The sequence below is a fragment of the Halpernia humi genome (genome assembly GCF_900108025.1).
Taxonomy (GTDB): Bacteria; Bacteroidota; Bacteroidia; order Flavobacteriales; family Weeksellaceae; genus Halpernia; species Halpernia humi.
On record NZ_FNUS01000006.1, the window covers coordinates 186,168 to 203,373 of the forward strand.

General features: G+C 35.0%; 5 protein-coding genes. All 5 read left to right on the forward strand.

The annotated features are described in order from the left end of the window. Positions 1–289 precede the first annotated feature (289 nt). The 5 genes from C4S29_RS12305 (at position 290) to C4S29_RS12320 (ending at position 17,139) form a co-directional block, all read left to right on the forward strand. Positions 290–1,432, forward strand: a complete 1,143-nt coding sequence (locus C4S29_RS12305) for a glycosyltransferase family 4 protein (RefSeq protein ID WP_103914396.1) — start codon at positions 290–292, stop codon at positions 1,430–1,432. A gap of 118 nt (positions 1,433–1,550) precedes the next feature. Further along, positions 1,551–1,976 carry a hypothetical protein gene (locus tag C4S29_RS14765; RefSeq protein ID WP_159969854.1) on the forward strand — a complete coding sequence of 142 codons (426 nt, stop codon included), beginning with the start codon at positions 1,551–1,553 and terminating at the stop codon, positions 1,974–1,976. A 4-nt stretch (positions 1,977–1,980) separates the two neighbouring features. After that, positions 1,981–4,530, forward strand: a complete 2,550-nt coding sequence (locus tag C4S29_RS12310; RefSeq protein WP_159969855.1) for a T9SS type A sorting domain-containing protein — start codon at positions 1,981–1,983, stop codon at positions 4,528–4,530. Between the two features lie 365 nt (positions 4,531–4,895). Continuing rightward, the gene (locus C4S29_RS12315) at positions 4,896–11,183 is read left to right on the forward strand and encodes a GEVED domain-containing protein (protein ID WP_103914398.1); all 6,288 of its coding nucleotides are present in this window, start codon (positions 4,896–4,898) and stop codon (positions 11,181–11,183) included. A 286-nt stretch (positions 11,184–11,469) separates the two neighbouring features. Then, on the forward strand, positions 11,470–17,139 hold the full coding sequence (locus C4S29_RS12320; protein ID WP_103914399.1) for a beta strand repeat-containing protein: 5,670 nt from the start codon (positions 11,470–11,472) through the stop codon (positions 17,137–17,139). Positions 17,140–17,206: the final 67 nt, after the last annotated feature.

Here is a 17,206-nt window from a genome sequence, read left to right on the forward strand (position 1 = left end):
CCTTTTATTTCGCTAATTTTCACATCGGGCTAAAGCCCGACACAATTGATAAACATATAATGAATTGAATGTTAGTAAATTATATTTTAAATAACAATCGCACTCAGGTTAAAAATATCTAATCAATCTTTTTCAGCGCTTTTTCTCGTAGATGTTTAAAAGTTATTCTGATTAAATTTCATTAATGATTTGTAAAAGTATTTTTGTATAAAACTCTTATATTAAGCGTTTTAATATTGGTTTTATAAGAAAAGTTTTAACTTTGCAAAACAATTAATCATAAATGTGAATGAAAAAACTCATCAGGGTAACTTCTGTGCCACTTTCTATAGAAAAACTTTTAGGAAACCAGCTGAGTTATATGAATGAATTTTATGAAGTAATCGCTGTTTCTTCCGACGAAAAAAATTTGAAAAGAATAGCGCAAAATTTAGGTGTGAAATATCACGCAGTTGAGATGACGCGAAAAATTACGCCCATTAAAGATCTGCTTGCCATTATAAAAATGTACCAATTTTTTCGAAAAGAAAAGCCCGAAATTGTTCATTCTCATACACCAAAAGCAGGATTAGTTGCAATGATTGCGGCGTATTTTTCAAAAGTACCAGTAAGAATGCACACCGTTGCAGGTTTACCTCTTTTAGAAGCCACAGGTTTTAAAAGATTAATTTTAAATCTCGTAGAAAAAATAACTTATTCTTTCGCAACTAAAGTTTATCCCAATTCTTTTAAGATGAAAGATATAATGATAGAAGAAAAATTTTGTAAACCTCAAAAGTTGAAAGTTTTAGGTAACGGAAGTTCTAACGGAATAGATTTGCAGCATTTTGATCCAGAAATTTTTTCTGAGAAGACTAAGCAAAATTTAAAAAATGAATTAAATATTTTGCAAGATGATTTCGTTTTTATTTTTATCGGAAGATTGGTGAAAGATAAAGGGATTAATGAACTTGTTTCTGCGTTCTCTTCTATGAATGCGTTTAAAAATATTAAACTTCTCTTAGTTGGACCTTTGGAGCAAAGCCTAGATCCTATTTTAGAAAAAACTTTATATGAAATTGAAAATAACCCGCAAATTATAACTACAGATTTTGTTGCGGATGTACGACCTTATTTAGCAATTAGCAATTGTTTGGTTTTGCCAAGTTATAGAGAGGGATTTCCCAATGCAGTTTTGCAAGCGGGCGCGATGGAACTTCCGTGTATAGTTACGGATATTAATGGATGTAACGAAATTATTACTGATGGTATAAATGGATTAATTATTGCTGCGAAATCTGAAAGTGATTTGAAAAACGCTATGTTGAAATTGCTTAATGATTTAGATTTAGTGCAGAAATTAAAATTAACTTCTAGGAAAACTATTGAAAAAAAATATTCTCAGCACAAACTTTGGCATGAATTGCGCTTCGAATATGAAAGTTTTTTTTAAAAAATACAACATGAAAAATAGACTTAATAATAAAATATCTCTTTATAAAATATGATATAAATAATATAATTAACAGTAATCCTAACTCACAATTTTGGGAAAACTAACATAATTGACAATGAAAAAAAATAACTTCTATTTAGAGGCAAATTACGTATTTGTCCAACAACGCTCACGTCCTAGAATTTTTTGGTTGAGTGGTTTAATATCTAAAAATAATATTAAACTAAAAACTCTATTGACTTTTGTATTTCTAATGCTGTTGCAAACTTTTGTTTTTGCGCAAGTTACGAGTTATACATTTTCGCAAAGTAGCGGAACTTATGCAGCACTACCAACTTCAACAACTTTATTTACATCAGGATGGGACGATGGTGTAGCAACAGTAACCGTTCCCTTTACATTTACTTTTGATGGAGTGGGGTACACATCTGCTTCTAATAATTCCAAAGATTATTTCACATTTTCTAGTACAAAATTTCTACAAACTGATTTTCCAAGGATATCTGCAATTTGTGGCGATACATCAATTTTCAAAATTTAAAGTTATGGAAAAAAGAATTTTTTATAAAAGTTTTAGATTTTTGGGTTTTGGGAGAAATATATTTATGTTAAGGCTTTTAATGGTTCTCGTTTTTTTATTTTTTGCTGGGCTCATAAAAACAAAGGCACAAAGTGTAACTGTAAATCCGACTTCGGTTTGTTCTGGGCAATCTTTTACAGCGACAGCGAGTTACACACCTTTTCTTAGCACTATTTCTAATTATGAATGGAGTTTAAACGGTGGCGCTGTTCTTGCTACAACAACTACTAATTTTTACACCTTTTCTTCGGCTCCTGTTGGTACAAATACCATCAATGTAAAAATTAATTACCTTTTTTTGGGATTTATTCCAGGTAATGCAAATGCTAATACTACAATTACTGTTAATCCCAATTTACCAGCAAGTGTAAGCATTAGCGCAAGCCCAAGTGCATCGATTTGTGCAGGAACTTCAGTCACTTTTACTGCCACACCTACAAATGGTGGCAGTTCGCCTACTTATCAATGGAAGGTAAATGGTGCAAATGCTGGAACAAATAGCCCCACTTTTTCAATTTCAACATTAACAAATAATGACAAAGTAACCGTTGTAATGACGTCTAATGCAAGTCCTTGTTCTGTAAATTCTCCGGCAACGTCAAACCAACTTACAATGACTGTAAACCCGAATTTACCAGCAAGTGTAAGCATTAGTGCAAGCCCAAGTACATCAATTTGTGCAGGAACTTCAGTCACTTTTACCGCCACACCTACAAATGGTGGCACTGCGCCCACTTATCAATGGAAGGTAAATAATGTAAATGCGGGAACAAATAGCCCCACTTTTACAACCGCGACATTAGCAAATAATGATAAAGTAAAGGTTGTAATGACTTCTAATGCAAGTCCTTGTTCTGTAAATTCTCCGGCAACGTCAAACCAACTTACGATCACCAGTTTAGATAAAACTTGGAATGGCTCTACAACAAATTGGGCTACAGCAAGTAATTGGTCGCCAAGCGGTGTTCCAACTGCTTCCAACTGTGTCGATATTCCTAATGTATCATTGAAACCGATAATTTTATCAGGCACCAATGCATTAGCTAAAAACCTTACTATAAATAGTGGCGGAAAATTAACAATAAATGGCGGCGGAAATCTCACCGTTACAGATTTTATTAAAAATAATACAGGAAGCGACGATAGTTTTACTTTAAAATCAGACGGAAATTTAATTCAAACCAATAACGTTTCTAATACAGGAAATATGACTGTTGAAAGAACCGTAACGGGTCTTCAAAATAACCCTGGAACCGCCGTAGACTATGTTTATTGGAGTTCACCAGTTGCGGGCCAACTAACCAAAGGTACAAGCGGTTTCTCACCAGGAACGCCAAGTAACCGCTTTTTTAGTTACAGAGAATCTAATGATCGGTTTTATGAAACTGCCGATAATACTTTTGTACCAGGAAAAGGTTATGCTGTGCAAGCGGTGAATGGTTTTAGCGATTATAAGTTTAAAGGTGTCCCAAATAATGGTAATATTTCTATTCCTATTACAAAATCTGCAGATAATCCTGTTGGTGTTGTGCATGGTTATAATTTAGTGGGAAATCCATATCCTTCTAATATTAGTTTTGATGACTTATATGCAGGAAATCCTGGATTGCTCGTAAACACAGTTTATTTTTGGACTAATAATAATTATACAGCCAATCAACAAGGTTCTTCTTATGCTGGAAATAATTATGCTGTTTTTAATGGAACGGGTGGTAATCCGATTGGTGTAAATGGCACCATAAAAGTGGGCCAAGCTTTCATCGTTCAAGCGCAAGCAAGTGGAACATTGAATTTTAAAAATTCTTATCGAGTTAGTACTTCTGGTACTTTTTATCAAAAAAACAGTTCGACAAAAAATAGATTTTGGTTAAGCTTAACAAACCCAAATAATGTGGTAAACAGCCAGTTAATTGGTTACGTTGCAGGCGCAACCGATGGTTTTGAGCAGGATTATGATAATGAAGCTTTTGATAATTATTCGGATTTATTTTACTCAGAATTAGCAGGAAAAAAATTGGTGATTCAAGGTAAAAGTGAAAATTTCACGCCAGATGATACGGTAGATTTAGGCGCAAATATTAGCCAAAATGGAACTTACACAATCGCTTTAGGGAAAGCAGAAGGCATTTTTGCTAATTCACAAACTATTTATTTAAAAGATAAAGAAACAGGCATGGTTACAAATTTGTCTCAAAATAATTACACCTTCCAAGCCACAAAAGGCTTATCTGAAAATAGATTTGAAATCATTTATAAACCAGAAGAAGTGCTTTCTACAGGCGAAGTAACCAAAGGAAACCTTTTGGTTTATAGAGATGCAAACAATTTTGTAATAAAAGCGTCGCAAAAAATTTCTACTGTAGAAGTTTATGATGCTTCAGGAAGATTGCTTTATAAAATAGCACCTGCGAATACAGAAGTAACTTTATCTGCGGATCGTTTATCTAAAGGCATTTTAATTTTAAAAATAGATTTACAAAACGGTGAAATTCTTACCAGAAAAATTAGGAATTAAATATTCTTATTTTAAGTTTCACAAAGCCACTTTAGCAAAAAGTGGCTTTTTTATTTTTTAATATAAAATTGGAATTAGCGCGATATTAAAGGCTAATTTTAAATAAACCCAAACCTAAAGTGGCTATTTATTTAGAATTGCTTAAAAATCTTATATTTAATTGTAAAAATCATAATATGATAATTTTTATTTATTTTTATAATTAAATATTCATATGTAAGTTTGTAATATTGATAATTTATAAGGAAAATATTGTAATTTTACCGCGAATTTAGTTTTTGATTGAAAAAAATATTAACAACACAAATGATAAAAAAAAATGATATGATAACATAAATTTTATAGCCACTTAAATACTTTTCGCCATGCCAAAAAACTACTATCTATTAAAAATTAAAAATTTTTTAATTAATGTTTTAAGGGTTTCTAAATTAAAAGTCAATACAAATAATTTATTTGTTGTATTGCTAACGCTTTTTAGTTTTACTAATGTTTTTGGGCAAGTTAACATAACAGCACCAAATTTATCAATCAGTACTTGTTCATTTCCTTCTGATTATAGTACATTACCTCAAATTCAAATCCAAGAAAGTAATAATGCAAATATTGCTAATCAAGGTAATGGAAGAACAATAATTTTAACTGCTCCAACAAATTTTGAATTTAATCCAGGTGTTGGTACAATTGCAGATAGAAACAGGGATGTAAGTAATTCTACTATTGTAGTTACTTCAACGACTATAACTATTACTTATGATTGTAACGCAACTGCACAAAGAGATAGATGGCGAATAAATGGTATCCAAATTAGAGCAATAAACTTCGCCTCCACAGGTGATATAACAAGAACAGGAGGAAATGGGACGGTAAACGGACTTACAAATGGAACGGCTCTTACAAATACATTAACATCAACTTATACGCCATTACTACCAAACGGTGGAGGTGCAGCGAATGTTTGTGTTGGCGCAAATACACCCGCTTTCACTAACTCAACTACTGGCGGGGTTTGGTCTATAACCAATGGAACTGGTTCTGCAACTGTTACTACTGGTGGAGTGGTAACAGGTGTAACAGCAGGTACCGTTAATGTAGTATATACAATTGGAGGCTGTAGTGTTTCAAGTGCTTTATTAATAAATCCTCCACCAACTATTACTTCGCAACCTTCTGCAACCAGCACATGTACCACAGGAACAGCAACTTTTAGTGTTACAGCCACTGGTGCGACCACTTACCAATGGCGTAGAAACGGAGTTGCACTTACAAATGTTGCACCATATAGCGGTGTGAATACAGCCGCTTTAACTATTACAAACCCAGCCGCAGCTATTGCAGGAAATTTTGATGTTGTTGTGAGTAATGCCACTTGCTCTAGTACTTCAACTGCAAGAGCATTAACAGTAAATACAACACCAGCAACAGTTACAACTCCAGTGCCTACAAATGGAGCTACAAACGTTTGTTATACTGGAAGTGGTTCTATAAACAGTATTTCTTGGGCAGCGTCTGCAGGTGCAACTTCGTACGATGTTTATTTTGGCGCAGGAAGTGTTCCGGGCACAATAACTGCAAATGTTACAACAAATTCTTACAACACAGGCGCTTTAGCAGCCAATACCACTTATTATTGGAGAGTAGTTGCAAGAAATTCTTGCGGTGTGGCAGTGTCTTCTGCAACTTTTACGTTTACAACTTCTAGTGCGCCATGTTACTGTGCTTCTTCTGGAGGAAATATTACTGATGGAATAACTGGTGTGAATTTTAATACCATTAATAATTTAAATACTTCAGTTAATACAGGATACAACGATTATACTACTCTTAGCACAACAATCACCAAAGGTTTTACTTATGACTTAAATGTTTATATAAATACAGGCGGACCATATACTAATTACCAAACGGTTTATATAGACTGGAATGGCAATGGAGATTTTACTGATGCTGGAGAATCTTATAATTTAGGAACAGCAACTAATGTAACCAATGGATTAACGAGTATAAATCCACTATCAATTACTGTTCCACCTGGTGCAATCACTGGAACGGTAAGAATGAGAATACAATCTAAATATAATTCTGCAACAACTGGTCCTTGTGATACCGGCTTTGATGGTGAAGGGGAAGATTATTCTTTAAATATTATTGATATTGTGGCATGTACAAGCCCGACAGCGCAACCTACTGCATTAAATTTAAGCGTTTCCGGAACAACAATAAACGGCACTTTTACTGCAGCAAGTCCTGCAGCTCAAAGCTATTTGGTAATAGCAAATACCACAGGTGTTGCACCAACAATTACTAATGGAACTGCTTATGCAATAGGCGATGTTTTGGGAGGTACAAATTTTGTCGTAGATAATGATACAAATACTTCTTTATCAGCCTCTTCATTAATACCATTTACGAAGTATTATTTCTTTATATACTCAATGAATAATATATGTACAGGCGGGCCATTATATTTAACAACGTCTCCATTAATAGGAAATGCAACAACATCTTATTGTACACCAACAGGAACTGGGTCGGGTTATCCAATTACAAATGTAAAATTTGGGACGTTGTTTAATAATAACTCAACTGCAACTACTTTTTATGAAGATTTTTCAACAATTACTGCAAACGTAACGGGCGGATCTATTTATAATCTTTCTGTAACAGCGACAGGAAACACTTTTGCAGGAAACACTTTTTATCAATATGCATTTTTTGATTGGAATAATAACGGAAGTTTCTCGGATCCTGGTGAAACTTATTTATTGGGTTCTTATAACACTCTTACAGCAACTTTTAATAAGGATATAATTATACCACCTGATGCTTATGTTGGTAAAATTAGAATGCGAGTTGCAAATAGTTTTTACGGTATCCTTAGCCCATGTGCTACTGCAGGATATTTTCAAATGGAAGATTATTCTTTAAATGTAGCGAAAGCACCAGATTGTACTGTTCCAACAGCGCAACCAACTGCTTTGGTATTGACGCCAGGCGCTACTTCCATCGCTGGTTCTTTTACCGCAGCTTCTCCTGCTTCTCAAAATTATTTAGTAATTATGAATAGCACTGGTGTTGCACCGACCTCGCAAATAACCAATGGAACAACTTATACTATTGGTTCTAGTATTGGTGTGAGCAACACAGTAATAGACACCGATAATAATACAACTTTTACAGCAGCAGGTTTAAATACAAATACAACTTACTATTTCTTTATTTATTCTATGAGTGCGCTCTGTATAGGAGGGCCTTTGTATAATACAAATCCTACAGTTTTAATTGGAAATGCAACTACCACAGGAACGCCACCCGCGCCTTGTATTCCTTCTACAATTGCTCCAAATAATGTTGATCGCTATATTGATCGTGTTGCTTTTATAGGAACTATGGTTGAAACAAATAATACAAGCACCTATTCTACAACCACGCCCGGTTATGAAGATTTTACTGGTTTGGCGACCAAAGCGGTACAAGCGCAGGGCGAAGGCGTTAATATGATTGTAGAATCCATCGGTGGAAGAGCTAAATTAAAAGTGTGGGTAGATTGGAATAAAGATGGTGTATTTGATGAATCTGAATTGGTTTATAATCCCGGAACCGCAGGTATTTCAAGTACATTTGGATTTGTAATTCCTACTGGAACTGTGCCCGGTAATTACAGAATAAGAGTTAGAACTTTTAATAGTTTTTATGATGATGGAAATCCAGCAAATGGTAGTCCTGATGAATATTTTGGCTATAATTTTAATGCTTGTGAACCTTTTAATACTGGAACTGTTAGTACTTATACTTCATCACAATATGGCGAAGCTGAAGATTATTTATTTACAGTAATCGAGCGCTCACCTACAAATATTTCGACTACAACTGGCGGCCAAGTTTGTAATTCTGGTACTGTTACTCTAAGTGCAACGGGAACCGCAGGAACCACAGAATACCACTGGTATGCGAGTGCAACTGGAGGGTCTCAATTAACAGGCTCACCAACCACTGGAAGTTGGACTACACCTAATATTTCTGCAACTACAACCTATTATGTCGCTTCTTCTAATGGAACTACTGAATCTTTAGTAAGAAAACCAGTAGTGGCAAAAGTAAATCCTACACCAACTTTAACTTTCACACCAACTATTCCAGAAGTATGTGGTCAAAATGCTGAAATAGTAGTTTCTGCATCTGGCGATAAAGAGGTGGTAAATTTATTATCTGAAGATTTTGAAGCAGGAGGTTTAGGCGCTTTCACCAATGTTAATTCTGATGCTACAAGTTCAGTAATACAAGCAGATACCAAATGGACCAATAGACCAAGTACCTTTGTACCAACAGCAGGAGTATCTTGGAAACCTGCTATTTCAACAGGTTTAGCGCCAAATGATTTTGCGTTGGCAACATCAGATTCAGCAACTCCGCCTTATGAATTAGTAGAAAATTCTTTGGTTTCAGGAACTTTAAATTCTACTAATTACTTGAATTTAACAATGACTTTAAAATTTTATTATTCAAGATATTATCCAGATGGTACAAACCCTGATGTTGAGTTTGCTAGTATAGAAATTTCTACTGATGGCGGAATGACTTGGACACCATTGCAAACTTTTACTGCTGATACTGGAATTGGAACCGTATTTACAAATTTAACCTATGATTTAAGTGCTTATATCAATAAAACTAACTTGAAAATCAGATTTCTACATCACTCTTTAGGAAGCGTTTCTGGTTGGTTGCCAGATGGAGTAGCAGTAGATGATGTTTTAATTTATGGTGAAAAACCGCTTTCAACTAATTTTGCTTGGTCAAGTTCTACGTCTTCTATATTTGCATCAGATTGTGTATCTCCACCACCACCAGGCGGTTCATCTAGTATTTGTCTTAAACCTTTACCAGGTGATTATGAAACCAAACAAGTTTTTAATTTACAGGCAACAGCACTTTTAAGCAACAGTTGTGATGTTACAGGTAGCGTATTGGTTCCTAATAATAATAAAATTTGGAATGTAGGAAGTAGTGACTGGAATACTGCCAGTTGGCTGCCAAATAGTGCCATTCCAGATATTACAAAATGTGTTATCATCAAGCAACCTGTCGTATTAAATTCAGGTGCAAATGGATTCGCAAGAAATGTTACGGTGGAACCTGGGGGCTCTTTACAAATAATGGGTGGTAAAACTTTAACGGTTGATGATTTCTTAGTTAATAATTCTACTGCTGACAAAGTAAACTTAGAAAGCGATGCTAACTTACTTCAGAATAATGCAACTGCTGTAAATGTTGGTAGTATTACTGCCAAAAGATTAACTGGTGCATTGAGAAATAATCCAGGAACTGCGGTAGATTACGTTTATTGGGGCTCACCAGTTTTAGGGCAACAGACAAAAGGTGCAGGTGGTTTTTCTCCAGGAACCCCAAATGCATACTTCTTTTCTTACAGAGAGTCTAACGACCGATTTTATGAAACAACAGATCCTACTTTTGTACCAGGAAAAGGTTATGCAGTGCGAGCTGAAGGAGGAAGTAAAACCTATACCTTCCAAGGAAAACCAAATAATGGTGATATCAGTTATAGTCTTGCTAAATCTGCGGATACTCCGAATACTGTTGACCCTAGTAAACCATACGTTCATGGTTATAATCTGGTGGCAAATCCATATCCATCAAATATTGATTTTAATGAATTGTATTTGGCAAATTCGAGTTTGATTTATAATACCGCGTGGTTTTGGACTAATAATGTCTATGAACCCGTACAACAAGGTTCTAAATACAACGGAAATAATTATTCTGTGATTAATGGTACAGGTGGTGTTACTTCAACATATTCCACCTACACAGGAAGTGTCGCTTCAAATGGAATTATTAAAGTAGGGCAAGGTTTTATAGTACAGGCCAAAGGTAGCGGAACTTTAAATTTTAAAAACAGTTACAATACGGGTCATGATTTGCGAACCGGATCTGCAGGTGTCGGATTTTTCCAAAAAGGGGCGGCACAAAAAAATAGATTTTGGCTTACTTTAACCAATCCTAATAACATTGTAAATACACAGCTTATAGGCTACATTGCAGGCGCAACTGATGGTTTTGAGCAAGATTATGACAATGAAGCGTTTGATGATTATTCAGATTTGTTTTACTCTAGTTTAGCTGGCAAAAAACTTTTAATACAAGGAAAAAGTGAAAATTTCACACCAGATGATACTGTAGATTTAGGCACGAATATTAGCCTAAATGGTACTTATACAATTGCATTAGAAAAAGGCGAAGGTATTTTTGCTTCTGGCCAAAACATTTATTTAAAAGATAAAGCCAACGGAACAGTAACCAATCTATCTCAAAATAATTATGTTTTCCAAGCCACTTCTGGCCTATCTGAAAATAGATTTGAAATTATTTATAAACCAGAAGAAGTGCTTTCTACTGGTGATGTAACTCAAGATAATCTTTGGATTTACAGAGATGCTAATGATTTCGTAGTAAAAGCCTCTCAAAAAATTAAAGCATTAGCGCTTTATGATGCTTCTGGCAGATTAATTTTAACAACAAAACCAGCGGCTTTGGAAACCAAGATAGATGGAAATAGACTGTTGAACGGTGTATTTGTTTTAAAAATTAATTTAGCAAATGGCGAAGAGATTACCAGAAAAATCAGGAAATAAATAATTATAATTGCTGTAGTTAAAAGCCACCTTTCTAGAAGGGTGGCTTTTCTATTTCTATCTATTTAAAATTTCAATAAAAACTTTCTTTTTTTTAAATTAAATTAATTTTTTTTTAGTTAAAATAAATTGTAAAAAAACCTGTCAAGTCCTGAAAACATTCGTTTTTGTGCATTTATATTTAACTTAATCTAAACTTATAGCAATTAAATTTCGTATGTGTTAAGGAAAATTAATACTCTGTATTTATAAATAGTGTATTTTTACAGTCACAATTTAACGCAAGATGAAAAAAAATTTATACTCTGATAAGGGTCTTTATAGACTTCTTATGCCCATCAACAAAGGAAAAAAGCCCTTTTACAAATTCTTTTTATTACTTTTTTTTACATTATCTTCTGCTGGGGTTTTTGGGCAGATTACAGTAAGTTATAGTTTTACAGGTGGATCGACTTCTGGTACAGTAGATAGTAATATATCTTTCATTACTGACAAAGGTAATTCTGCAAATCCGCCTGCAATATTTTCAAATCAATTACGATTATATCAAAATGCCACAAAAGGAGGGATAATTATAATTACGCCTATTAACGGAGCGGTAATTAGCTCAGTCGTTGTTCATGCTTCAGGCACTACTGGACCTGCAGGCTATACGGCAGATGGAGTTTTTGTTTCTAATTTAGCTGCTTCCACGACTTATACAATGAGCGGTTTAAGTGCAACATCTCAAGTAGAGTTTTACCAACGTGATGCAAATAGTGCTAATAGAATTTATGTTGATTCATTTTCGGTAACCTATAGCATACCTGCAACTGGTAAAACCTCAAATGGAAGTGGAAATTGGAATACAGCTTCGACTTGGTTGCCATCAGGCGTTCCGACAGCCACAGATATTGTAACAATCAGACCTCAAGACATTGTTTATAATGATGTCGCTGGTTTACAAAGAAAAGCAGCAACCAACGTTAATGGTGGTTTTCGGGTGGAGCAAGGATCGTCTGTAGATTCCAGCGTTTCTGGCGCAGTTAATTTTACATATGGTGCGGCAGGAACATTAATTTTTAATAATTCATCTGGGACTTACGGAGTTAATAATTCGGATACTTACTGGCCAGTCACAGATGGTCCGGTAAACGTTACCGTTATCAATGATGGCGGTATTACGCTCAATGCTGCCAGAACGGTAAACGGTAATTTTAATACGTCATCTTATATTTTTAACATTAATAATATTACGATTGGCACCAATGGAACGCTTCAATTAAATTCAGGTTATGGATTTTCTGGATCGGTGGGACCAAAATATGGCAGCAATTCTTTATTAAAATACAATTCTGGCGGCACACCTGGAAGAAATGTGGAATGGAACCAATCTTCCGGAACTATTGGCACAACGGCAGGATATCCAAATAATGTTCAAATAAGTAATAATACCACTTTAAATTTCCCAAATGGATCTTCAGGTTCATTTAAAGCCAATGGAAATTTAGTAATTGATGCTGGCTCTTCTTTATACCAAGATTATGGTGGAAGTGCCGGATTGATTGTTGGCGGTAATTTAAATTTAAACGGAATATTAAAACTTGGAAATGCTTTTGGTGGAGATTTTACTTTAGGTGGAAATTGGACAAATTCTGGTACGTTCACATCAAACAATAGAGCGGTTTTTTTTAATGGAACAAGCAATCAAACCATTACTGGTGCAACTACTTTTGATTATCTTACCATTAATAATTCAGCGGGCGTTACATTAGCGAATAATGTTACCAATAATAAAACTTTAGATTTCACCAATGGAAAAATTACTTTAGGCGCAAATAACCTCACGATAGGAAATACTGGCACAATTATAAATTTCAGTAATTCAAAATATATTGTAACAAATGGTACAGGACAACTTAAGCAAAATGTAGCTGCATCTTCTGTAAATTTTCCCGTTGGACCTTCTGCATCTTTATACAATCCAATTTCTGTTACAAACTCTGGAACTTCTGATGTTTATGGCTTTAGAGTATCACAAGGTGTTGCCGATGCATCAGATATTAATTTAATGGTTAATGATTCTTGGTATGTAAGTGAAGCCGTTTCAGGAGGTGGAAATCTGCGCGTTTCCCCGCAATGGAATGCAGCCGATGAAGGCTCGAACTTTTCCGCAGTAACTGGCGATAATTTTATCGAATTGTACAGTCCGAGTATCACTTCTTTTCCTGCATCCGTATCCGGACAATCTGCTGCGTTAACCAATTCTGGAGATAATTTCACCAATACTCTGTCTGGTACGCAATATTTTTCTGTTTCAAAACGCAGCGCTCCGGTTATAAACAGTTTACTCACTGCAACTGCTTACCAAACGGTGGCTTTTACGTATAATATTACCGCAACCAATTCACCTACAAGTTTCACGGCTACGGGACTTCCTACCGGATTGACTGTAGATACGACAACTGGAATTATTTCGGGGGCAACTTCAGCAGCAGTAGGCGATTACAATGTTACTATTACTGCCACAAATAGCCGTGGAACAGACTCGAAAATTTTAGTGATTACCGTTGCTGCTTCGCCTTGTTTTTATGAAGATTTTTCTTCAATAACTTCTGGCAGTAGTACTTCTACAGGTGGTTCAGGTACAGTTTGGGGTGGAAATACAAATTTCCCAACGAACACAAAGGCTTATGAAGCAGGTGGCGCGGTAAGATTAGGAAGTGGAAGTGGAATTGGATCTATAACATCTACGGCATTATCAGGAGTGAGTGGAAATGTTGTAGTTTCAATTGATGTTAAAGGTTGGACAACAGTTGAAGGTGATTTGAAAGTTACGCTTAACGGTGTTTCACAAACCGCCGCATATAGCGCCACAATTTCTGATGCTTTTGAAACGAAATCCTTTTCATTTACAAGCGTGCCTGCAGGTTCTACTTTAGAAATAGAAACTACAACAAAAAGAGCTTTTATTGATAACGTAAAAATATCTTGTACACCAATAGTTAAAAAATATTATAAAAGTAGAGGGACTGGCGGTAACTGGAACAGTGCATCAAGTTGGGATTCTTCTACCGATAATATTACATTTACCGCTTCTACAGATGTCCCTACAAAAGATAATGCCAATTCAATTATCATTCAAAATGGTCAAAAAATAACCATTAATTCTTCTGGAGTTTCTATGACTGAAACCACAGTTCAAAGTGGTGGAACTTTGGAAATTACCACGACAGATTCATTTGATCTTTCAGGTTCTAATGATAAAGAATTGATTATTGAAGATGGAGGTTCTTTTTTAGTAAATTCCGCAGGTACTTTTACTAAGCCCACAGGAAATGCTTATGCACTTGTAAAAACGGGAGGAAAACTTATTGCGGGGCCAAATATGACAAGTGGCACTTCTTTTAGTAATGCTTATTTAGGAAGAATTGAAGGTTTGTTTTATTTTGGAGATCAGTCAATCTGTGAATGGTCTTGTCCTAATACAGTTTTGGGATCCTCTTCACCTACAGATAGTGATTTCTTTTTTCCTGAAAATGTGGGAGATATGCCGATTTTCAGAATAAGCACTTTACCAATGTACCCTTTTGGATCATCTATTGATAATATTTTCTACGCGGTTCTAGAAGCGAATGCAAATTTTTCATTAACAGGATCTGGTTCAAAAACATTTAATGGTGGAATCAAAGGAACTGCAACTGTAACGCAAAATTCAGGTAGTGGAAAATTAATTTTAGGGGATGGCTCAAATATTCCTGTAATTGGCGGTTCTGTTACATTAAATGTTTTAAACACAGGTTTACAATTACCAAACGGAGCCGAAGTTCCAATTGATGCAAATGTATTAATCACAAGTAGCGCAGAAAATAATTCTATTAATAGACAAGGTGGAAATCTTACTGTTGATGGCACTTTAGATATTACCAATATGAGAATTACAAATACTTCAACAGGTGGTGTTGTCGTAAATGGAACTTTAAGAACGGCGAATTCTGGTGGATTATATGGAACTGGTTCTGCAATTGTAGATGGAAATTTAGATTTAAATAATGGAAGTACAATTGAATATTATGCTACGGTAAACCAAGAGATAAGCTCTGCACCAAATTATTATAATATCACTTTTTCAGGTGCTGGTATTAAAACTACGCAAGGAAAAATTGATGTCAATATTGATGGATTGGTTAAAATTACAGGAACCACAACTGTGGATGCCACTTCAAATTTAGCATCTACGGGGTCTAACAATACCGCATTTACAATGGATGGTGGCAGGTTAATTATTCGCACAGGCGGTACACAACCAAATATGCAGGGAAATTATAACCTAACAGGTGGCGTTGTTGAATTTGCATCTACTTCTGCTACAAATATTAGAACTAGTTCGCCTCCAAATCAATATTATAATGTGGATGTCTCCGGAACAAACGTTAAATCTGGAGGCAAGAAGTTTATCGTAAATAATCTTCTAAAACTAACCACCGCCACTGCAGTTTTAAATATCCCAGATGAAACTGATGGTAACAATCCCTACGTTGTAACTGCTAAAAAAGGACTTCAAGTAGTGACTGATGCAGTCTTTCATCTTGGCAATAATGCCAATTTAATGCAAGATGATGATGCAGTAAATTCTGGAAATATTTTAGTAGATAGAATTGCAATTTTACCAAATAATGGCTATAATTATTGGGCAGCGCCAGTTTCTGGGCAGCCACTTTTGGGCAATACTTTCTCGCCCGGAACTCCAGATAATAGAATTTTTGATTACCGAGAATCAAATGACCGTTTTTATGGAACAGGTGATACCACATTTCAAATCGGAAAAGGATATGCTATAAAAGGTGGAACCGCGGATGATGGAACAACTCCGCATCGTTTTAATTTTAAAGGTGTTCCAAATAATGGAAACCTTTTTACATCAACTTTGAATTGTACAAGTTGTTCATCTACAAATAAAGATCATGGCTACAACCTGATTGGTAATCCGTATCCCTCGAATTTAGATTTTGATTTATTTTGGAGTTCTAACCAAAGCAGCATGTATAGCACGGCTTATTTTTGGACAAACAACACTTATACGGCCAATCAACAAGGTTCTAATTATAGCGGTGCAAATTACGCCATATATAACGGAACTGGGGGAAATCCTGCTGCTTACCAAGGAACTTCCGCCGGACCGACGCCAACTTCCTCCATTAAACCTGGGCAAGGTTTTATCATTCAAATGAAACAGGCTGCAAGTTTAAATTTTAATAATACAATGCGTAATCCAGCGCAGTCCGTTTTTTTTAATAATAAATTTACAAGCGAAAAAGACCGTTTTCACTTAACTTTAACTTCACCCTCGAACATTAGTAACGTACTTCTAATAGGTTATGTTCCAGGCGCAACCGATAATTATGAAGGAGATTTTGATGCTGATTTAATAGTAGAAGGCTCAGATTCTTTTTACTCTAAATTAGGAAACAGCAAACTAGCCATTCAAGGGAGAAATTATCCATTATTAACTACTGATGTTGTGCCTTTAGGTGCAGTGTACTACCAAACAGGCTCATACAAAATTAGTTTGAGTGATAGTGAAGGTATTTTTAAAACTGAACAAGATATTTACTTAAAAGACAAAGTTTTAAATCAAACCATTAATTTATCTAAACAAGATTATACTTTTTCTGCGGTGAAAGGAACGGTTGACAATCGCTTTGAAATTATTTATAAACCAGAAGAAGTGCTTTCTACAGGCGATGTGAAGCAAGATCATCTTAAGATTTACAGAGATGCAAACGATTTTGTAATAAAAACATCACAAAAAATTAATGAACTAAACCTTTATGATGCTTCTGCTAGATTAATTTTTACGTCAAATCCAGATTCTGTTGAAACCAAAATCGATGGAAATAGACTCTTGAACGGCGTATTTGTACTAAAAATAAAACTAATTTCTGGCGAAATTATTACAAGAAAAATCAGGAAATAGAAAATAATTTTAATTTAATTTAAAAGCCGACTTTCTAAAAGTTGGCTTTTTTTGGCTAAACACAAAT